Genomic DNA, 18,849 nt, shown 5'->3' with positions numbered 1-18,849 from the left:
AATTATTGTACTTTTTCAAGAAATGAAAATACTACCTTACCAACCAAATCAAAGTGGCCTAGCTTATTCTGTAGGAACCACATTAGACCGCTTTATCAAATCAAAACAAAGTGATTTTCCCTTTGCCTCTGGAGAACTATCCCAACTTCTAAGAGACATAGCGTTAGCTTCGAAGATAGTCAATCGCGAAACAAATAGAGCTGGGCTTTCCAATATTGGAGGGGCTTTTGGTCAGACTAATGTGCAGGGAGAAGAACAGCAGAAATTAGATGTGATTGCAAATATTCGTTTCATTCGAGCATTAAGCAAAGGTGGCGAAGTCTGTGCCATAGTTTCCGAAGAAGAAGATGCGGTCATCGATCTTCAAAATAAATCAGGGAAATATGTGGTAGCCATCGATCCATTAGATGGTAGCTCCAACATTGATGTTAACATCAGCATAGGAACTATATTTTCTATTTATAGAAGAAAAACTCCTGTGGGAAGCCCTATTTTGGAAGAAGACATCATGCAGCCAGGAACGGAACAAGTTGCTTCTGGATACATATTGTATGGCTCATCAACCATGCTGGTATATACCACAGGTTTTGGTGTAAATGGTTTTACCTATGAGCAATCCTTAGGAGATTTTTTTCTTTCCCATCCCTCAATTCAAGCACCGGAAAATGGCTCAATTTATTCCATAAATGAAGGAACCCAAAATGAATGGGAAAACGGTGTGAGAGCTTATGTTGATTCCTGTAAAAACAAGAATTACTCAGCAAGATATATTGGAAGTTTAGTAGCAGATTTTCACAGAAATTTATTGAAGGGTGGTATTTACATTTATCCAGCTACCAAGAAGAATCCTCATGGAAAATTGAGACTTATGTATGAAGCAAATGCCCTAGCTTTTATAGCCGAACAAGCAGGAGGTACTGCCACGGACGGAAGTAAAAGGATTTTGGAAATTCAACCAAAAAGTCTTCACCAACGAACACCACTCTTCATTGGCTCAAAAAAAATGGTAAAAGATGCATTGTCTTACTTTCAAAAAAGTGCCGCCTCACTTTTATAAGTGAGGTTCAAATTCTTGGAAACATTATTTGAAGAACATCTATTATCTTTACGCCTCAAACGAAATACATATGAAGCTAAAAAAACGAATAGTTAACTTTTCTCAGCTAGCGATTGCCATATCACTTCTTTTCTCCTGTAGTCAAAAAACTGAGGTAAAAGAAGAAGTTCCTGCAGAACCTATCGATGAAACTTATGCAGTCCAATCAGAAAAACTACTTTTCAATGTCGACACCTTGTATACAGGTTTTGACAATCCTTGGGGCATGACCTGGTTGACAGACGGTACTTTATTGGTAACTGAGAAAGAAGGTGAAATCCTAATTTTCAAAGACGATAAATTTACTGGCGAAAAAGTCCAAGGTCTACCTGAAGTATCCACTAAAGGACAGGGAGGGCTTCTAGATATCCAAGCACATCCTAATTATGGTGAAAATGGCTGGCTATATATTAGTTATGCAAAACAAGTATCTGAAGAAGAAACAACTACTGCGATCATGCGATTCAGACTTGACGGAACTACTGCTGTTGATCAAGAGGAGTTGATCCAATCTCAGCCTGCTTGGAAAGGGGGAAATCACTATGGAAGTAGAATAGTTTTTGATAATGATGGCTATTTATTTTATTCAAATGGTGACAGGTTCAATCGACCAGAAAATGCACAGGAACTCACTAATTCACATGGAAAAATTCATAGAATCCATGATGATGGAAGAATCCCTGAAGATAATCCATTTGTAAATACCCCTGAAGCTGTTCCTTCAATTTGGTCTTATGGGAGCAGAAATCCTCAAGGACTTTATTTCGACAAGGCAAATAACAGACTTTGGGAGTCAGAGCATGGCCCAATGGGCGGGGATGAGTTAAACTTGATAGAAAAAGGTAAAAATTATGGTTGGCCGGTAATCACTTATGGTAAAAACTATGACGGTACCACGATTACGGAAATTACTAAGAAAGAAGGTATGGAACAGCCGGTTACTTATTATGTGCCTTCAATTGCCACAGCAGGAATCACGATGGTTACTTCTGATAAATATCCAGCATGGAAGGGAGATATTTTGATAGGAGCGCTTGCCAAGATGCATATAAACAGAGTTGATATGGATGGAACCAAAGCGCTTTCCCAAGAAATTATCCTCCAGGATATTGGCAGAGTTAGACAGGTGAAAGAAAGTCCGGATGGTTATCTGTATGCCGTCACACAAGCTACGGGTCTATTAATAAAAATTATTCCCATCAGATAATGGAAATTAAGATCTAAAAAAAGGCTTCTGAATTAGTTCAGAAGCCTTTTTTGTTCATTGATTAGACAAAATCAATATCAACATTAAAAGGATATTTCATCAAAAACTGAAGCGCTTCTTTAATATCAAAGTCTTCAAAAAGCACACGATATAAATATTCAGTAATTGGAGCTCTAAGCTCCGCTGTCTCTAAAAATGCCTTGATAATGCGAATCGTATTAATACCCTCGGCAACTTCCTCCATATCGTCCATAATCTCTGATAGTTTTTCACCATTAGCCAATCGAAACCCAACGGTAAAATTACGTGAATCTACAGAGTTACAGGTAGTAACTAAATCTCCAATTCCTGCCAATCCGATAACTGATTTCACACTTCCTCCCAAGGCATTGCTCAAATGAACCATTTCTACCATTCCTCTTGAAATCAAAAGCCCCTTAGCATTTTCACCTAATTCCAATCCGGCCAAAGCTCCTGCTGCTATAGCAATTATATTTTTCAAGACGCCACTCAATTCAACTCCTATGATATCTGAATTTCCATAAACTTGAAACTTTTCAGAACGAAGTAAGCTCTGTCCCTCCAATATGACTTCATTATACTTACTAGCAATAACAGTTGCTGCTGGCTGTCCTTTCACCAACTCTTTAGAGAGATTTGGTCCGGCCAAGCATCCTACCCGGACAACCACAGTTTCCTGCAAAATAACCTCACTCATCGTGAGTATTTGAGACCTTTGAATTTTATGAACTGACCCCAAAGTCTCTCCCTTCCCTAAATTCAGACACAAACCTTTGGTCCCATGGATAATCAAATGGTAGGGTAACAAAAAGGGAGCGAATGTTTTGGTAACTTCCTGAAAACCAGAAGATGAAACCATCATAAAAATGATATCGCATGTTTCACAGATTTCCTGAGGGTCAAATGTTCCTTTAACCTCTGGATTTAAAGATTTTCCTTGAGCAGTATGCTTGGTATTTATTTCCTGAACTACCTCCTCTTTTCTAGCATAAACCATCACTGGGTTCTTCTCAGCCAACATATTTGCTATAGCTGTTCCAAAGCTGCCAACTCCAATCACTCCAATCCATTTTACTTTGGTTTTAGAAGAGTTTTTCGAGGCCATATCCAGTTAATCTATTGTGATAAAAATAAAGTAAACTCATGTCTTCTGTGACGATATTTCCTTGCTCATTTTGAATAAGTGGACGTTTTGCATGATACATTCCTACATTATCCAATCCATGCTTGATGATTTCATCCATACCTTGTTGAAGGTGTGGAGCAACGTTTATTAAACCTTTTGATTTAAGTTCATAAACCCTATCCATAACCATTTGACAATTGCTTTTAAATTCATCATAGGATAAAACAATATCCTCCTCCGGCAATCGGATCAAATCGAATAGATCTAATTTTCTATTCGTTGCTTGGATCATTTCAAAAGCAGTAAACGCCACTAAATGAGAGCTAAATACTCGATTGATTTTATGGAACTCCTCCACAATACGTCTTCCGAGCATATTCGTATACTCTTCTTCCCTTTGCTGATCTACTGTTATAACTCCTTCCGATAAAAAGTAATCCCTCGTGTTTATTCTTCTCCCTTTCTTATCAAGGCTGTTTCCATCCGCATCAACATAGTTTCCGAGAACATCCATAGCTTTCCCTATTGAAACAGAAATATCAGACCCTTTCGTAAAGAATTTCAATAAGAATTTTGAGATTTTGTATGAGTTTGAAAACTCATCGTTTTCTTTATAATACCTTTCTTGTCCAGTGATACTTAAATGATCTCGAATCAAACTAGGTGCTTCTAGGACGAAATGATAATTTATTGTCACAGGCACTACGAATACCTTTCCAGAATTATCATTGATCCCATTTTGAAAGTTAGCCCTTTGGGCCTCAATCGCTGTACTTAATAGACCTAATTTGAGCTTAGATTCAATCATTCCACTTCTTGACCTAGTTCCTCCTGGAAAGAAAAGACTGTGACAGCCAAATTGAATTGCTTCCTTTGAATATGTTTTTAAGGTTTCTAAATACAGCAAATTCTTCTTCCTCCTATCTACTTTATAGGCTCCTAGAGAATTCATGAAATAGGCAAAAATTGAAATATTGAACAAGTTTAACCCTGCTCCATAAATAAATGGTGGAAGGCCTAAAACGGATATGATCCAACCTATTAAAATACTGTCAAGATTACTAAAATGTGTAGGGACCATGACAATCGTCCCTTTGGTCGCCAAATCCCTCAATTGGTCAGTTTCTCCAGTAATTTGAATCTTATCCTGCAGCGTATATTGATTGCTGAAAATAGATCTAAAACCCTTTACTCTGGCGGCATTGAGCAGTCTTGAAAATCCAAAAGTGACTACACTTCGTGTGAATTTGTAATGAGAATGTTTAAAATTACTCGCAATTTCCTCCGCATAGCGAGAGGTAATTCTATTCAGAATGGATTTATATCCCTGAATTTTTTCTGCTTTGGATATTCCAGTAACTGAATTAATCTGGAGTAAAGAAGCTTTGACTTCCCCCCAGAAAGAACTTTCATCATCAGGGTCTACCACCCAAGGGTTTTGCTTAATGCGAAGTTTCTCCCGGTAGAGAGTGGTCTCCAATTCCTCTTTGAGAATCTCTGGATTTTTTTCTGCTAGATTGAGAATCCTTTCTTCAGCAAGGTCAGAAACTTTCTTGACAAACTCTTTCCGTTCTCTTGCCAGTTTGACAACAGGCCATTCATTCTTACTAGGAATGATTGGTTCGTACTTATGTTTAAGATATTTTTCCTCCAAGTGGAATTCAGATTTAAAAACGCTTTAAAGATAGCAAAAGCCTTTAGCTTAAACCCCACCTATTTGAATAACTCAGGGTTGCTTCTTTGATTTTGTAAAAATAGCTACAATTGCCGATGTAATAACCCCCATCACCATTGCGCCGATTGTTGCTTGTATCATATAACTTTTTAAATTAAACCAAGCTTCCGCCTCTTCTTGTGTCAAAGTTCCTGAGCTTACTGAATAAGCAATGATGTTTTTAAAATAGTCCGGCGTAATATATTCTGCGGTAATATATTGGGTAAATGGACTCAATACTGTGATAATAACAGAAATAATTACTCCAGACAAAAACCCTTGAACATAGGTCATTTGCCCATGGTAATAGTTTTTCTTTTTATCCAATAAGGCCAATACATAAAATATTATAGACGGGATAGCTACCAAGTTGGTTAGCGTAGAATGATCAGCGATCTTTTCATCATGCCAGCCTAAGGACTTTTCTAAAAACATCCAGGCCAGCATCATAATTACAAATATCAAGGCCCATTTAATTTCAATACCAATGTTTTTCATAACAGAATTAGCTAGGTGAAGTTAAGGTGATAAATCAATCCTATTTAAGTTACAAAAAAGTCGAATAAAATGAACAATCATAAGGAATCTTAACCTATGCCGTTGATATTCCTTGCCCATGAAAGAAAGGGTATTATTTTTACGACACAATTCATCGGATGAAAGCAGACCTCAAACAAATACAAGTTCCCATTGAAGCCGAAATGGCAGAGTTCGAACAAAAGTTTCGGGGCTTAATGAAAAGCAAAGTCAAACTTCTGGATCACATCATGAACTACATCGTGAAGCGAAAAGGAAAGCAAATGCGACCGATGTTTGTTTTTTTGACTGCAGGTATTACCGGAGGAATCAATGAATCGACTCACAGAGGAGCAGCATTGATAGAACTATTGCATACCGCAACACTCGTTCATGATGATGTAGTGGATGACTCAAATTACAGGAGAGGTTTTTTCTCAGTGAATGCTCTTTGGAAAAATAAAATTGCAGTTCTGGTAGGAGATTACCTCCTTTCAAGAGGCTTATTACTCAGTGTAGATAATGAAGATTTTCATCTTTTAAAAATCGTATCGAACACTGTGAAAGAAATGTCTGAGGGTGAGTTGCTCCAAATAGCAAAGGCAAGAAAACTCGACATCACCGAGGAAGTATATTATCAAATTATCCGTCAGAAAACTGCAAGCCTAATCGCTTCTTGTTGCGCAGTAGGTGCTTCAAGTAATCAGAATGAAAATGAGTTGATTGATAAAATGAGAACTTTTGGCGAAAAGGTAGGAATGGCATTTCAAATCAAAGACGATCTTTTTGATTATGGAGAGGATGAAATCGGAAAGCCAGTTGGAATTGATATCAAAGAAAAGAAAATGACTTTACCTTTGATATATGCTTTAAATCAGAGCGATTGGCTTGAAAAGAGAAGAATAATTAGTCTTATCCGCAATAAGAGCGAAGATAAGAAAGCCGTCAATGAGGTGATAAACTACGTGAAACAAAGCGGAGGACTTGATTATGCAAAAAGCGTGATGAATAAATTCTATCAGGAGGCTTTGGAAATTCTTAATTCATTTCCAGACTCCGAATACAAGACCTCTTTGGCAAATCTGGTGAGCTATACTATTGAAAGGAAAAAGTAAATCCCTTACTCAAGCTTCATTAAATACTTTCTAAAATCTCCGAAATCATTATTTAGTATTCCCACCCTCTTTTCGCCTTTCATAAAAGTAGCAAGCCTATCAGGCAATGTCAACTTTAAGTCCAATGCTTTCTCCACAGTTTCCCGAAACTTTCCGGGATGCGCAGTTTCCAAAAACACGCCTTGGTATCCGGGGTTTTCTAACATGAAATCTTTCAATCCTTTATATCCAACGGCTCCATGGGGGTCAAGAGTGTATCCCATTTTTTTCACTTCCTGCATCACCTCCACCGTTTCAGCATCTCTGTAAAAATATCCAGCTACACTTTCTTTCAGTGTTTTTTCACTATTTCCATAGAGAGCTAATAGCCTTGGGAAATTACTTGGATTCCCCACATCCATACTATTACTAATGGTAGGGATTGAAGACATAGTTTTAAATTTAGCTCCTCTCAAAAAGTCCGGAACTACCTTATTTACATTGGTGGCAGCTACAAAATGGTCGATTGGTAAACCCATTCGTTGGGCTAAAATTCCTGCTGCAATATTCCCAAAATTTCCAGAAGGAACCGCGAAAGCAACTTTCTTACCATTCTGTGGGAGTCGTGAATAGGCATAGAAATAATAAAGAGACTGAGGAATCCACCTCGCAATATTGATAGAATTGGCAGAGGTCAATAATAACTTTTCATTTAGCTCCTTGTCCAAAAAAGCCTGCTTTACCATCGCCTGGCAATCGTCAAAAACACCATCTACTTCCAAGGCGGTAATGTTTTGACCTAGTGTTGTGAATTGCTTTTCCTGCAGCTCACTGACTTTTCCTTTTGGGAAAAGAATGATCACTTCAACTCCATCCACACCTAAAAATCCATTGGCAACTGCACTCCCAGTATCACCTGATGTAGCAACCAACACCCTCACTTTTTTCTCCGAATCCTTCAATAACAAGCTCATCAATTTCGAGCAAAACCTTGCCCCAAAATCCTTAAATGCCAAAGTAGGGCCGTGAAACAGTTCAAGGCTAAAAACATCCTGCTCAACTTTGATAAGTGGTGCGTCGAAAGTCAAGGTATGGTCCACCAAATCATGAATTTGCGCTTTGGTTAAATCTTCAGAGAAAATTGCACTTATTACTTTATAACCAATCTCCTTAAAACTAAACTCGGGTAGTTTCTCGATAAATTGTTTCGAAAGAATTGGAATTCTTTCAGGCATATACAAACCCTGATCTGGAGCTAACCCCTTGATCACCGCTTCTGCCAAACTCACCTTTTGTTTTGGATTATTTGTACTGTAAAACTTCATAGATTAATTCTTTTCTTCTAGCACATAGGCTCCAATCGTGTTGATGGCTGAAAAATAAACATCCACTCCTAGTCCAATACTTTCGTAGATTTCATTAGCGGCTTTGGCAATTGCTCCAGATTTTTCTGACCCATGAGATAAGGCAAATAAAGTAGGTCCAGACCCTGAAATACCCATACCTAAAGCTCCGGCAGCTTTCAACGCTTCTCTGACTTCATAAAAACCTGGAATCAAAACAGCACGGTAAGGCTCTGCAATGACGTCTCTCATGGCTCTAGAAATCAATTCAAAATCCTCCTGATATAATCCTGCTATAAAACCGGCAACATTTCCAGATTGAATGGTAGAATGTTTCAATGGAATTGAATCCCTTAAAACGCTTCGGGAGTCAGAAGTCTTCAACTCAAAATGAGGATGCAACAACGTACAATAAAGCCCTTCCGGAACATGAAGTTTGATTACATCTAAGGGATGATAATCTCTGATCAAAACAAATCCACCCAATAAACTTGGCGCCACATTATCAGCATGACCTGCTCCACAGGCCGATTTTTCTGCAGCGATTGCAAATGGCAACAAATTTTTTCGTTCATATGGATCTCCTATTAGTCTGTTTGCTGCAACCAATGCAGCAACAGCACTTGCAGCACTCGAACCCATACCAGATCCAAGAGGAAGCCCTTTTCGCAAGGCAATATCCATTCCTACCTGCTTCCCATAGTCATCCAACATGGCTTGGATGGCTACTGCACATGTATTCTTTTCAACTTCCCAAGGAAGTTTGCCTCCATCTTCCTCTATAGAAATAACTTTTAAACCTGTATTTTCTCTCAGAGTAACTTCTACGTAGTCACCCATAGCATCGATCGCAAATCCAAGGATATCAAATCCGCAGGAAACGTTGGCAACAGTCGCTGGTGCAAAAGCTTTGACAGATTTCATCATTCTCGAGTATAGTTACCAATTCTAATCACATCCGCGAATACTCCAGCTGCAGTTACATCTGCTCCTGCACCAGGCCCTCTAATGATCATAGGGAAATCGTGATATCGCTCAGTGGTTAATAAAATCATGTTATCGCTTCCCTGTAAACTACTGAAAGGATGATCCAATTTCAATGAATTCAAACCTACTTTGGCAGCCCCATTTTCTAGAGTAGCCATAAAACGAAGTTTTTCACCTTTTTTTTGTGCCACTTCTCTAAGTTTTTCGAACTCCATATCATGAGCTTTTAGTTTTTCAAAAAACTCATTAACCGAGGCTGTTACAACACAATCAGAGGGAACCATACCTGCCACAGTAACCGAATCAAACTCTAAAGTCTGCTCAGCCTCTCTTCCTAAAATTAAGATCTTTCTTGCCACATCCATACCACTCAAATCATCTCTCGGATCAGGCTCAGTATATCCTTTATCTTTTGCAATTTTCACAACCTCTGAAAAAGACGCTCCTTTCTCAAATTCGGAGAAAATAAAATTCATAGAACCACTTAATACCGCCTCAATTTTAATCACGCGATCCCCTGATAGCATCAAATCTTGAAGGGTGTTTATTACAGGTAGACCTGCAGCAACATTCGTTTCGTAAAGAAATTTAACTCCACGCTTTTTGGCAATTCTCTTCAAGGTGAGATACTGCTCCATAGAACCGGAGTTCGCTTTTTTGTTGGGAGTTACAATTCCAATTTTCGCTTCAAGAATTCTGGAATAGGTATTAGCAACTTCCAAAGAAGCTGTGCAGTCTACCATTACAGAATTCGAAAAGTTCATCTTTTCCATGGTTTCGATAAACTTGTTCAAGTCCATCTTTTCATCACTACTGCTAAGCTGATGCGGGTTTTTCAAGTCAAATCCATCTTCGTGGAAAGCCATATATCGGCTATTCGCTAGACCATGGATTTGGATATCCAATAAACTATCTTGCTGCAATTTAACTTGTTGTGAAGCGATCATCTTGATCAAAGCCTGCCCAATTAAACCTGTTCCTATCAAGAATACGTGAAGGACCTTGTTTTCGGAAAGGAAGAATGCTTCATGAAGTGCATTCAATGCTTTTTGAAGATCCACCTGTGGGATTACCGCAGAAATATTCAATTCTGAGCTTCCTTGAGCAATTGCCGCAACATTAATATTGTTTCTTCCCAAGGCCCTAAACATTCTTCCTGAAGCACCAGGATTCTGTTTCATATTTTCACCTACTACTGCCACGGTAGAAAAACCATGAAGTAAATTGACTTCATCCATTTCACCCAACTTAATTTCATAGTGAAACTCTCTTTCAACTGCCTCTTTGGCTAGAAAAGCTTCGTCGGTCTTTATGGCTAAGCAAATGCTATGCTCTGAAGAAGCTTGCGAGATCAGTACAATATTCACCTCCGCATCAGCCAAGGCTTTGAAAACGCGACTGGTCCCGGAAACTGACTCTATTAACCCAGCGCCTTGTACCGTCACAATAGAGATATTTGACATGGAGCTGATGCCCTTGATCAAGGCTTCTTTCGTAACCTCAGCATTAATCTTGGTCCCAGGGTTCTCCGGTTCAAACGTATTTTTAATGTATATCGGGATATTCCGCTTCATTGCGGGCTGCATAGTTGCCGGAAAAATAACCTTGGCCCCAAAATGCGAGAGTTCCATTGCCTCATTATAACTCAGCTGAGGGACAGTGAAAGCAGTATAAACCAATCTTGGATCGGAGGTTAAAACCCCCGAAACATCAGTCCAAATTTCCAAATCTTCCGCTTCAAGCGCACCTGCAAAAATTGAAGCTGTATAATCAGAGCCCGACCTTCCCAATGTAGTGGTTTCTCCTTTGAAGGTAGATGCTATAAATCCTGTAATGACTTTGATCCCCTCATTTTTACTAAAATAACTCCTTATCAATGCATTGGTAGTCTGAAAATCAACTCGGGCTTGACCAAACCTATCATTTGTTTTGATCACCTCTCTGGCATCTAAAAATTGGGTTTTCAAGCCTTTTCCTGCCAAGGACTCAGACAAAATAAAAGCAGATAGTCGCTCCCCAAAACTTACCACATAATCCAATGTCCTTGGAGAATTCTCTTTGATTAGAAAAGTTCCATGAAATAAATCCTCCAATTCTTTAAATCGGACTTTTACATAAGTCATCACTGTAGATTGGTTTTGGACAGAAATCAACTGTCTTACCATATCCAAATGCTTTTCTTCTAAGCTCTGAAGCAAATCTCTGTAAGCAGAATCACCATGTTTTGCAAGCTGTGAGATCTTAAGTAGGCTCTCCGTGACACCACCAAATGCAGAAAAGACAATGGCTATTTCATGCTTTTTGAGTTTCTCCTGAATGATGGAAAATACTTTTTTGATGTTTTCTGGGTTCGCTACGGATGAACCGCCAAACTTGATGACTTTCATAAAGAATCTATAATGAGTTAAAACTACTAAGGAGGACCAAAAATGGCCAAAGGGGCGGGTATTATTAAATTAAAACGGGATCACCCGTCATGGTGGTACAAATCCCGGTAGACATAAAAAAAGATGTACGCGCAACTACTCCACGTAAAATAACTGGGTTTTCTGTGAACGAACTATTTGCTGCTAATACCATATCCGAAGAATTGACGTGACAATCTTACTGCCAAAAATTTGATATGCCAAACAATCCTTTATAGTTTTTCAAAAAAGAAGCACTTTCTTTAAAAATTAGGCAATAAATCGGGCTTTTCTCGATTTACCCCTCTTAAAAATTTGAATAATTATTGAAACTCAGAAGAGAATTTGGTCTATGAATTTTATAAATTGTTATTCATTTAAATTCAAAACAAGATGAAAGTTTTTAAATCGATTTCCATTATTCTTTTGGTCTTTTTGATGGTAGAATGCAAACCTGTTCAAAAGACAGCGATGGGTCTTCTAGGAGATAAAACTTGGGAACTGAATTCAATGAGTGGAATATCCTCTCTCGAGGAAAGTTTTCCCTCAGGAGTACCTACTCTCGAATTTTTAGAGGCAGGAAAACTGGCAGGTTTTAGCGGATGCAATAATTTTTCAGGTATATATAGTCTGGAGGGTAAAAAGTTAAAACTTGATCCCGGTGCGATGACCAGAAAAGCTTGTCAAGGAAACGGAGAATCATCTTTTATAACTGCCTTAGGTCAAGTAATAAAATTCCAAAGCTCAGGTGATGAAATTAAATTATTGGGAGAATCAGGGGAATTAATGAGTTTTATTCCAAAAAATTAATCTCTTATAATAGCTCTTTGACCATTTTAGATATTCCTCTAAAGGCAATTTTCTCCCCTTTTTCTTTTCCCAATAGTTCCTTTCCCAAAGGAGAGTTTTTACTCAATAAAAATACTTTTTTTTTATTCACGATGATCTGGCCAAGACTTATGGAAATAAGAAACCAATCCTCTCCAAAACAAACCAGACTTCCTTCAGTAATTTTCAAGCTGGGCTTCTGGGATTCCTTGAGGTGCTTCATTTCCATCATGAAGGATTTGTTCTGTTTGTATTGGTTTTCAACCTTACCTATTTCCTGACGAATCATTTCCCGACCCGTTTCATATTTATCTCCGGCAGAACTTTTGGTGTCTTCATGGATACTTTGCTCCAATGACTTTAGTTCAGAAGAAAGAAGTTTGTTTTTTTCTTCCAGTAAATCAAAAGCAATCTGGAAAACCTTAGATTTAAAATCTTCCATCTATTCCACACATGCTTCAGTTCGTCTAGTATCAATGATGTAAACGATCTTCCAATCGTCATCAAATTTGACTAATTGAAATGAATTCACTCCACAGTGACTAAATTTATCATTCACAAAAAATTGATAAGGCGTCCAAGCAGTCGCCATATTTGCATCAATATTTATCACATAATCCGTAAGTCGTTCATCTAATTGTCTATCGGCCGGGATGGAGCCAATATTTTTTGCAAAATCGGAGACGGAATTAATTGCAATGAATGTTCCCTCTGGCTTATTCTGTATTGTCTGCATGATTGCATTTTCAGAAAAAGCACCCATTATTTGCTCCGAATTTTTTGCACGCATGCCATCGAATAATGCGTCTATCACTGCCTTTACATTATCTCTTTCTGACTGGGCATTGACCGAAACAAAGAGGCTAAAAACAAGTAAAAAAGAAAGAGTTAATTTAGATTTCATAAATATCGATTTAAACTTCACCGTATAATTTAAAAGTCATATTACGCAAGGCTGAAGTATTAACAGAATAATGCATTGCCTCAGCAATTTCTTTTGGAGTTACCCATTTTGAAAAATCAGCATCTGGCATGGAATCCCTATTTTGGGGCGTATCTATTATACTAGGTACAAATACATGAGACCGTATTGGAGAATCTTTAATTTCCTCCCCAAGAATCTCCGTTAAAGTAATAACCAGCCTTTTACTTAGCGAGTATGCCAAGGTATCTTTAGCTCCTGACAATTCTAAAGCAGGTCTAGCCCCAACAAATAGAAAAGTTCCTTTTTGCTGTTTTTTCATGATGGGTAAAAAACCTCTTACCAAATGGTATGCACTAAAAAAATTTAATTGAAACATTTTCTGAAGATCAGTCTGGCTTGTCTTTTCAAAGCCTCCACTCCCATAACCTCCAACTAACATGGCTAATGCATCTAGGTCACCGTATTGAAGTTGGAATTCCTTTACAAATGAGACCACCTGTTCCTCATCTGTTACATCCACTTCATAACTATCATCCGCTTCCTCTACGAAATCATCTCTATTAGGATCCGTTAAAGCTATAATATGATATCCTTCCCTCTTAAATTTCTCAACAACTGCAGATCCTAAATTTCCGCTTGCCCCTGTAATAATTATATTTCTGCTCATACTTATGAAAAATTCTGTCTGAATATTCCTAAAATTACCCTTAATTTTTAAAATACGACATGAATCATCTAAAAACCAGTATACAAAGCAAGGAAAGCATCAAAAGAAGAAATTTCGCTTTCAAACTATTGCTTTTAATCATATTGGATTACATCTATGTTGCTGATATGATCTTGCGCCCATTTTTGGATTCTAATCCTTTGATCACCAACTTAATTCGAGCGCTTGTTTTTTTACTTAGTAGCAACTTGATCATATCGCTTGGAAGGTTTGCAACCTTACGCTTTTACTTAAAAAGAACTAAAGATGAAAAAGTCCAGCCCAATTTCGTAATTGGAATTGACAGGATTTCTTGGATTCTCAATGTGGTCATTCTTCTAATTTCTCTGATGCTTGCTGTAGGAATAAGGCCACTGGAGTTCTTGACCAGTATAACTATTGTGGCTGCCGCAATTGCTGTTTTGACCAAAGATTACATTACCAATATTGCTAACGGTTTGATCATCATGTTTTCTGATCAATTGGAGATTGGAGATAAAATCCATATTGGCAAAAACACAGGATTCATCCGGGATATCACCTTAATCAATTTGATCTTAAAAAGTGAAACTGGTGAAGTAATAATCGTTCCTAATTCCATGATTTTGGCCAGCGAAATAGTCAATTATTCTCGAAACAATGCACATCAGATGATTTTTGATTTTGAATTAAAAAACGAAAATAATTTACAACTTAATGAATTGGAAGGAAAGCTAATAGAAGACCTGAAGCCTTATTCAGATGTAGTTTACATAAAAGGAGCTCAACTTAATATCTTAGAAAGAAAATCTGAAAGTAGCTTTGTCAGGTTTCAATTTCCCATAAAAACGGGAGAAAAAGAATCAGAATCAAAGGTTAGAAAAATTGTCAACCAATCCATCATAAACCTATCCCATGAAGAAAGAGAAGCCTAATTACTTCGATTTGGTCTATCAAGTCGTTAAAGAAATTCCAGTGGGAAGAGTCACAAGTTATGGAGCCATTGCTCATTATTTAGGTTTAAAAAGTGGAGCAAGAATGGTAGGTTATGCCATGAATGCAGCCCATACAATGCCTGAAGTTCCTGCACATCGAGTTGTAAATCGACAAGGTTTACTCACTGGAAAACATCACTTTGCAACTCCAACAGCGATGCAAGAAGCCCTAGAGAAAGAAGGAGTGAAAGTAGAGAATGATCAAATCCTGAATTTTGAACAAGTTTTCTGGAATCCAGAAACTGAGCTTACTCTTTAATTACTTTTTCCGTAATAAATACAAGCCCAAAAACATCAATAGTCCATTTAGAATTAAGGCCTCAAACCCAAATTTATAGCCCCAAAGCCATTTTTCTGAATTAGATGCAATGATGTATGTTATCGTCGGGGCCAAGAAAGCCAAATAAGGAACCCGCTTGTCTTTCACCTGCATTTTGGTGAAAAGCCCAAATGAATATAATCCCAACAATGGACCATAGGTATAGCCTGCTATCACAAAAACTGTATTAATTACACTTTGGTCATTGAGCCAATGGAAAACCAAAATGACAAAAAACATTAGAATTGTGAATGCCACATGAACTCTCTGCCTAATTTTAACTCGTTGATCAGATGGATATTTTCGCTCTAATTGAAGAAAGTCTATGCAAAATGAGGTGGTTAATGCTGTCAGGGTGGAATCGGCGCTTGAATAAGCTGCAGCAGTTATCCCAAGTACAAAGACTATTCCTGCGAAAGCTGAAAAATGCTGGGTAGCGAGCATTGGAAACAACTCATCAGTTCTTGTAGGAAGCGGGATACCTTTGGTTTCGGCAAATAGATAGAGCATTACACCCAATCCAAGAAAAAGGAGATTTACAATCACCAAGCTAGTGGTAAACCAGAACATATTTTTCTGTGCTTCTCCTATATTTTTACAGGTTAGATTTTTCTGCATCATATCCTGATCCAAACCTGTCATTACTATCGTGATAAACGCACCTGAAATAAACTGTTTGAAAAAATTGGTACCGTCTTTCCAGTTCCAATTAAATATTTTTGATCTAGGGTCATCTGAAACCACCTTGAAATAGTCACTGACACTAGCTAGCTCTAATTCATTACCTATCAATACAATACTCACTACTACTGCTGCCAGCATGAAAAAAGTTTGAAGTGTATCTGTCCAAACCACTGTTTTGATTCCTCCTCTGAAGGTATATAGCCAAATTAAGCCTACTGTGATCAAAACCGAGGTCCAAAATGGAATCCCCAAAGAATCAAATAATATCAATTGTAAAACTGAGGCGACCAGAAATACTCGAAGAGAAGACCCAACAGTTCGAGAAAGAATGAAGAAAAAAGCACCGGTTTTATAAGACCAAAAGCCAAATCTATCTTCCAAATAAGAATAGATGGATACTAGGTTTAAGCGATAATATAAGGGCAATAAAACTTTGGCAATAGTAAAATATCCAAGCGTATACCCCAAAACAACTTCGAAGTAAAAGAAGTTAGAATTACCTACCTCACCAGGTACTGATATAAACGTCACACCAGAAAGAGAAGCGCCAATCATGCCAAAGGCTACTAAAAACCAAGGAGATTGTCTATCGCCGGTAAAGAATGTGTCTGCCGTTACTTTTCTTGAGGTAAACCATGAAATCAGAAAAAGCAATAAAAAATAGCAGGAAATAACGACTAGAACTACCTGTGAATTCATAATTGAGGCTAAGATTAGCCGCTAAATTGTCTATTATTATTAATTTTGCAAAATGAATCGATTGAACATGACCTATCAATTTCAGGAAGAGACCGATGTATTGTTGGAGGAAGCGATAGATTTAGATTCCTCAGATCTAATTGTCTATAATGACGATGTCAATACCTTCGACCATGTGGCTAATATTTTGGTGAAAGTTTGTAAACACAGTCCAGAACAAGCCGAGCAGTGCACTTTAATTATTCATTTCAAAGGAAAATGCGCTGTAAAAAAAGGAAGTGTGGAAGAGCTAAAACCTATGTGTGAAGCTATTTTAGATGCCGGAATCCAAGCTGCAATTGTATAATCTATCCTGAGTGAATATCCCTTCCAAACTTATTGAAGATGCTGTTACTGAAATATCCAGACTTCCTGGCATTGGTAAAAAAACAGCGTTGAGATTAGCCCTTCATTTATTGAAACAAAATGAAGTGCATACTGAGGCCTTAACTTTGGCACTAAGCAGAATGAGGCAAGAGATACAATACTGTAAAACTTGTCATAACATCTCTGATTCTGAAGAATGTTCGATATGCTCAAGTTCGAGAAGGGATAAAACTGTAATCTGTGTGGTAGAAGATATTCGGGATGTTTTGGCAATCGAAAACACCAATCAATTTCAAGGCATTTATCACGTGCTTGGAGGAGTAATTTCTCCAATCCAAGGAATTGGTCCTGAAGAACTTACCATCGAAAGTTTATTGGAAAGAGTAGAAATAGCTTCAAAAGAGGAGCCTGTTCATGAAATAATTTTAGCCTTAAGCGCTACTATGGAAGGAGACACCACTTCTTTTTATTTGGCAAAAAGACTAAAAGAAAAGGGAGTTAAGGTAAGTACTATTGCAAGAGGTATTCCTGTAGGAGGTGAATTAGAATATACGGATGAGGTAACCTTAGGTAGAAGTATAATGACCAGGATTAATTATTCCTCTGATTAATTATTTGTTTGCACAGTAAGATGACCTTTCTATATTTGCAAACCTTTTGGGGGATTAGCTCAGTTGGCTAGAGCGCTACACTGGCAGTGTAGAGGTCAACGGTTCGAATCCGTTATTCTCCACTTAATTAATAGCTTCACAGAAATGTGGAGCTTTTTTTATTCAACTAACAGCAACTTTTAGGGTTCTTTGGTTTAAAGAAATTGTATTCAATAATTCCGACTTTTAAAAGTATTTAATCCTTTTCTTCCCTTAAATAATTCTAATCGAATGTTTTAAAATGTAGCATTCCCTTAATCTTTATCGTCTTTAATTAAGATACCTACTTACTGTTTTTCCATGAAAACTAGCCCCATTTACTTACTTCTTATATTTCTTTTCTTGGCTTCTTGTCAAAAGGAAAGCCCTTGCAACAGCTATGATATAGGTGAGCCAATCGAAGTGGGACTCACAAAAACTATTTCTTTTTGTAAAGAACCTTTCACGATTACTTTTTCAAAGATAATTTCTGATTCTCGATGTCCAGAAAACGTGGTTTGCATTTGGCAGGGCTTAGCCGAAGTTGAAATCCTGGTGAACCTGAATGGCCGGGAAAAATCGTTTCTGCTTAGTACCTATCCTCCTTTTAATAATATCCCCTCAGAAGTGAATTTTGGTGATTATACTTTTGTTTTAGTAAACGTCCTACCCTATCCTAATACGACTAAATCATATAGGGAAAAAGACTATTCTATTCAACTGCTAGTTGAAAAGACTGGGGAGTAATTGTATCTTGCCATAAATCTTTTCTTATGGCAAAAAGAATAATCACAACATTTTTTACAAGCATCCTGCTAACAATACTAGTGACTTCCTGCTCTTGTAATCCTGAAAATATTATAAAGTTCGCGTTTAAAGGAATGGAAAGTATGATGGGTGAGGGTTTTTTACCATCGGAAGAAATAAGAGCTTTGGGAGATTTTCAAGGCATGAGCGTAGCACTTAATAGCTCAACAGTTGATGATCATGTCGAATCAACTATTTTCTTAAAACTAGAAAATGGAGATCCTGTTAAATTGGGAAATCAACCGGAAATTCTTGCAAGGACCTGCGCTGAAATCTATTTGAGAGATTTCGAAAATTCAGATAACTATAGGCAAATCACTGTTCAGTTTATTCAAACTGATCCAAGTAACCCTGAGAATATTGCTATTCAAGAATATACTTTTGAAACAAAAGATTTTTAACC

The 18,849-nt window shown here is 37.6% G+C and carries 21 protein-coding genes and 1 tRNA gene; 12 read left to right on the top strand and 10 right to left on the bottom strand.

Annotated features, from left to right (window positions below):
- Nucleotides 1-22 precede the first annotated feature (22 nt).
- Nucleotides 23-1,057 (top strand): class 1 fructose-bisphosphatase, encoded by a 1,035-nt coding sequence (fbp, locus tag AAGF08_RS07195; RefSeq protein WP_343510472.1) that lies wholly within the window; start codon nucleotides 23-25, stop codon nucleotides 1,055-1,057.
- Between the two features lie 70 nt (nucleotides 1,058-1,127).
- Nucleotides 1,128-2,303: a PQQ-dependent sugar dehydrogenase gene (locus tag AAGF08_RS07190; RefSeq protein WP_343510471.1), complete on the top strand. Its 1,176-nt coding sequence runs from the start codon at nucleotides 1,128-1,130 to the stop codon at nucleotides 2,301-2,303.
- Between the two features lie 61 nt (nucleotides 2,304-2,364).
- Here the strand turns inward: AAGF08_RS07190 and AAGF08_RS07185 are convergent, their stop codons facing one another.
- From AAGF08_RS07185 to AAGF08_RS07175, 3 genes are all read right to left on the bottom strand, one after another.
- Complete coding sequence (locus tag AAGF08_RS07185) at nucleotides 2,365-3,429, bottom strand: NAD(P)H-dependent glycerol-3-phosphate dehydrogenase (protein WP_343510470.1); 1,065 nt, start codon at nucleotides 3,427-3,429, stop codon at nucleotides 2,365-2,367.
- Complete coding sequence (locus tag AAGF08_RS07180) at nucleotides 3,407-5,104, bottom strand: 1-acyl-sn-glycerol-3-phosphate acyltransferase (RefSeq protein WP_343510469.1); 1,698 nt, start codon at nucleotides 5,102-5,104, stop codon at nucleotides 3,407-3,409. Before AAGF08_RS07180 ends, AAGF08_RS07185 begins: the two co-directional genes overlap by 23 nt.
- Before the next feature lie 72 nt (nucleotides 5,105-5,176).
- The gene (locus AAGF08_RS07175) at nucleotides 5,177-5,662 is read right to left on the bottom strand and encodes a DUF4199 domain-containing protein (RefSeq protein WP_343510468.1); all 486 of its coding nucleotides are present in this window, start codon (nucleotides 5,660-5,662) and stop codon (nucleotides 5,177-5,179) included.
- Nucleotides 5,663-5,820: 158 nt separating this feature from the next.
- On the opposite strand from AAGF08_RS07175, the gene AAGF08_RS07170 reads away from it, so the two are divergent.
- Nucleotides 5,821-6,795: a polyprenyl synthetase family protein gene (locus AAGF08_RS07170; RefSeq protein ID WP_343510467.1), complete on the top strand. Its 975-nt coding sequence runs from the start codon at nucleotides 5,821-5,823 to the stop codon at nucleotides 6,793-6,795.
- Between the two features lie 5 nt (nucleotides 6,796-6,800).
- On the opposite strand, the gene thrC is transcribed toward AAGF08_RS07170, so the two are convergent.
- From thrC to thrA, 3 genes are read right to left on the bottom strand one after another with little or no spacing between them, the layout of a single operon-like run.
- Nucleotides 6,801-8,099 (bottom strand): threonine synthase, encoded by a 1,299-nt coding sequence (thrC, locus tag AAGF08_RS07165; protein ID WP_343510466.1) that lies wholly within the window; start codon nucleotides 8,097-8,099, stop codon nucleotides 6,801-6,803.
- A gap of 3 nt (nucleotides 8,100-8,102) precedes the next feature.
- Nucleotides 8,103-9,041, bottom strand: a complete 939-nt coding sequence (locus AAGF08_RS07160; RefSeq protein ID WP_343510552.1) for a homoserine kinase — start codon at nucleotides 9,039-9,041, stop codon at nucleotides 8,103-8,105.
- Nucleotides 9,041-11,491, bottom strand: coding sequence for a bifunctional aspartate kinase/homoserine dehydrogenase I (thrA, locus tag AAGF08_RS07155; protein ID WP_343510465.1), 2,451 nt, complete (start codon nucleotides 11,489-11,491; stop codon nucleotides 9,041-9,043). Before thrA ends, AAGF08_RS07160 begins: the two co-directional genes overlap by 1 nt.
- A gap of 89 nt (nucleotides 11,492-11,580) precedes the next feature.
- On the opposite strand from thrA, the gene AAGF08_RS07150 reads away from it, so the two are divergent.
- Nucleotides 11,581-11,703 (top strand): hypothetical protein, encoded by a 123-nt coding sequence (locus AAGF08_RS07150; protein WP_343510464.1) that lies wholly within the window; start codon nucleotides 11,581-11,583, stop codon nucleotides 11,701-11,703.
- A 199-nt stretch (nucleotides 11,704-11,902) separates the two neighbouring features.
- Nucleotides 11,903-12,319 carry an META domain-containing protein gene (locus AAGF08_RS07145; RefSeq protein WP_343510463.1) on the top strand — a complete coding sequence of 139 codons (417 nt, stop codon included), beginning with the start codon at nucleotides 11,903-11,905 and terminating at the stop codon, nucleotides 12,317-12,319.
- A gap of 4 nt (nucleotides 12,320-12,323) precedes the next feature.
- On the opposite strand, the gene AAGF08_RS07140 is transcribed toward AAGF08_RS07145, so the two are convergent.
- The 3 genes from AAGF08_RS07140 to AAGF08_RS07130 are packed head-to-tail and all read right to left on the bottom strand — an operon-like array spanning nucleotide 12,324 to nucleotide 13,929.
- The gene (locus AAGF08_RS07140) at nucleotides 12,324-12,779 is read right to left on the bottom strand and encodes a hypothetical protein (RefSeq protein ID WP_343510462.1); all 456 of its coding nucleotides are present in this window, start codon (nucleotides 12,777-12,779) and stop codon (nucleotides 12,324-12,326) included.
- Nucleotides 12,780-13,241, bottom strand: coding sequence for a nuclear transport factor 2 family protein (locus tag AAGF08_RS07135; protein ID WP_343510461.1), 462 nt, complete (start codon nucleotides 13,239-13,241; stop codon nucleotides 12,780-12,782). It lies immediately after the preceding gene.
- 10 nt (nucleotides 13,242-13,251) lie between these two features.
- Complete coding sequence (locus AAGF08_RS07130; RefSeq protein WP_343510460.1) at nucleotides 13,252-13,929, bottom strand: SDR family NAD(P)-dependent oxidoreductase; 678 nt, start codon at nucleotides 13,927-13,929, stop codon at nucleotides 13,252-13,254.
- A 59-nt stretch (nucleotides 13,930-13,988) separates the two neighbouring features.
- Here AAGF08_RS07130 and AAGF08_RS07125 point away from each other — a divergent pair, with 59 nt between their 5' ends.
- Both AAGF08_RS07125 and AAGF08_RS07120 read left to right on the top strand, forming a co-directional pair.
- Nucleotides 13,989-14,882: a mechanosensitive ion channel family protein gene (locus AAGF08_RS07125; protein ID WP_343510459.1), complete on the top strand. Its 894-nt coding sequence runs from the start codon at nucleotides 13,989-13,991 to the stop codon at nucleotides 14,880-14,882.
- Nucleotides 14,863-15,201, top strand: coding sequence for an MGMT family protein (locus AAGF08_RS07120; RefSeq protein WP_343510458.1), 339 nt, complete (start codon nucleotides 14,863-14,865; stop codon nucleotides 15,199-15,201). Before AAGF08_RS07125 ends, AAGF08_RS07120 begins: the two co-directional genes overlap by 20 nt.
- Here AAGF08_RS07120 and AAGF08_RS07115 read toward each other — a convergent pair whose 3' ends face one another.
- Entirely contained in the window at nucleotides 15,202-16,644 is a 1,443-nt protein-coding gene (locus tag AAGF08_RS07115; RefSeq protein ID WP_343510457.1) for a sodium:solute symporter, read from the bottom strand.
- Nucleotides 16,645-16,696: 52 nt separating this feature from the next.
- On the opposite strand from AAGF08_RS07115, the gene AAGF08_RS07110 reads away from it, so the two are divergent.
- The 5 genes from AAGF08_RS07110 to AAGF08_RS07090 all read left to right on the top strand — a co-directional run bounded on the left by AAGF08_RS07110 (nucleotide 16,697) and on the right by AAGF08_RS07090 (nucleotide 18,847).
- Nucleotides 16,697-16,990 (top strand): ATP-dependent Clp protease adaptor ClpS, encoded by a 294-nt coding sequence (locus AAGF08_RS07110; protein ID WP_343510456.1) that lies wholly within the window; start codon nucleotides 16,697-16,699, stop codon nucleotides 16,988-16,990.
- Nucleotides 16,991-17,000: 10 nt separating this feature from the next.
- Nucleotides 17,001-17,621, top strand: coding sequence for a recombination mediator RecR (gene recR / locus AAGF08_RS07105; RefSeq protein ID WP_343510455.1), 621 nt, complete (start codon nucleotides 17,001-17,003; stop codon nucleotides 17,619-17,621).
- A 48-nt stretch (nucleotides 17,622-17,669) separates the two neighbouring features.
- Nucleotides 17,670-17,743 (top strand) — tRNA-Ala (locus tag AAGF08_RS07100).
- A 217-nt stretch (nucleotides 17,744-17,960) separates the two neighbouring features.
- On the top strand, nucleotides 17,961-18,386 hold the full coding sequence (locus AAGF08_RS07095; RefSeq protein WP_343510454.1) for a hypothetical protein: 426 nt from the start codon (nucleotides 17,961-17,963) through the stop codon (nucleotides 18,384-18,386).
- Nucleotides 18,387-18,412: 26 nt separating this feature from the next.
- A complete protein-coding gene (locus AAGF08_RS07090) occupies nucleotides 18,413-18,847 on the top strand; it encodes a hypothetical protein (protein ID WP_343510453.1) in 435 nt (144 codons plus the stop codon).
- Nucleotides 18,848-18,849: the final 2 nt, after the last annotated feature.

The sequence above is a fragment of the Algoriphagus sp. SE2 genome, assembly GCF_039563885.1.
GTDB lineage: Bacteria > Bacteroidota > Bacteroidia > Cytophagales > Cyclobacteriaceae > Algoriphagus.
The sequence above is the reverse complement of the archived record's forward strand: the minus strand, read 5'-3'. Positions and strand labels throughout refer to the sequence as shown.

Bases quoted from the DNA above. Each gene is read 5' to 3' on its own strand.
- AAGF08_RS07110 (WP_343510456.1), top strand. From the start codon at position 16,697: ATGAATCGATTGAACATGACCTATCAATTTCAGGAAGAGACCGATGTA.
- AAGF08_RS07095 (WP_343510454.1), top strand. From the start codon at position 17,961: ATGAAAACTAGCCCCATTTACTTACTTCTTATATTTCTTTTCTTGGCT.
- AAGF08_RS07150 (WP_343510464.1), top strand. From the start codon at position 11,581: ATGGTGGTACAAATCCCGGTAGACATAAAAAAAGATGTACGCGCAACT.
- AAGF08_RS07160 (WP_343510552.1), bottom strand. From the start codon at position 9,041: ATGAAATCTGTCAAAGCTTTTGCACCAGCGACTGTTGCCAACGTTTCC.
- thrC (WP_343510466.1), bottom strand. From the start codon at position 8,099: ATGAAGTTTTACAGTACAAATAATCCAAAACAAAAGGTGAGTTTGGCA.
- AAGF08_RS07175 (WP_343510468.1), bottom strand. From the start codon at position 5,662: ATGAAAAACATTGGTATTGAAATTAAATGGGCCTTGATATTTGTAATT.
- AAGF08_RS07170 (WP_343510467.1), top strand. From the start codon at position 5,821: ATGAAAGCAGACCTCAAACAAATACAAGTTCCCATTGAAGCCGAAATG.
- thrA (WP_343510465.1), bottom strand. From the start codon at position 11,491: ATGAAAGTCATCAAGTTTGGCGGTTCATCCGTAGCGAACCCAGAAAAC.
- AAGF08_RS07130 (WP_343510460.1), bottom strand. From the start codon at position 13,929: ATGAGCAGAAATATAATTATTACAGGGGCAAGCGGAAATTTAGGATCT.
- AAGF08_RS07090 (WP_343510453.1), top strand. From the start codon at position 18,413: ATGGCAAAAAGAATAATCACAACATTTTTTACAAGCATCCTGCTAACA.
- AAGF08_RS07115 (WP_343510457.1), bottom strand. From the start codon at position 16,644: ATGAATTCACAGGTAGTTCTAGTCGTTATTTCCTGCTATTTTTTATTG.
- AAGF08_RS07120 (WP_343510458.1), top strand. From the start codon at position 14,863: ATGAAGAAAGAGAAGCCTAATTACTTCGATTTGGTCTATCAAGTCGTT.
- AAGF08_RS07135 (WP_343510461.1), bottom strand. From the start codon at position 13,241: ATGAAATCTAAATTAACTCTTTCTTTTTTACTTGTTTTTAGCCTCTTT.
- AAGF08_RS07140 (WP_343510462.1), bottom strand. From the start codon at position 12,779: ATGGAAGATTTTAAATCTAAGGTTTTCCAGATTGCTTTTGATTTACTG.
- AAGF08_RS07190 (WP_343510471.1), top strand. From the start codon at position 1,128: ATGAAGCTAAAAAAACGAATAGTTAACTTTTCTCAGCTAGCGATTGCC.
- AAGF08_RS07185 (WP_343510470.1), bottom strand. From the start codon at position 3,429: ATGGCCTCGAAAAACTCTTCTAAAACCAAAGTAAAATGGATTGGAGTG.
- AAGF08_RS07145 (WP_343510463.1), top strand. From the start codon at position 11,903: ATGAAAGTTTTTAAATCGATTTCCATTATTCTTTTGGTCTTTTTGATG.
- AAGF08_RS07125 (WP_343510459.1), top strand. From the start codon at position 13,989: ATGAATCATCTAAAAACCAGTATACAAAGCAAGGAAAGCATCAAAAGA.
- fbp (WP_343510472.1), top strand. From the start codon at position 23: ATGAAAATACTACCTTACCAACCAAATCAAAGTGGCCTAGCTTATTCT.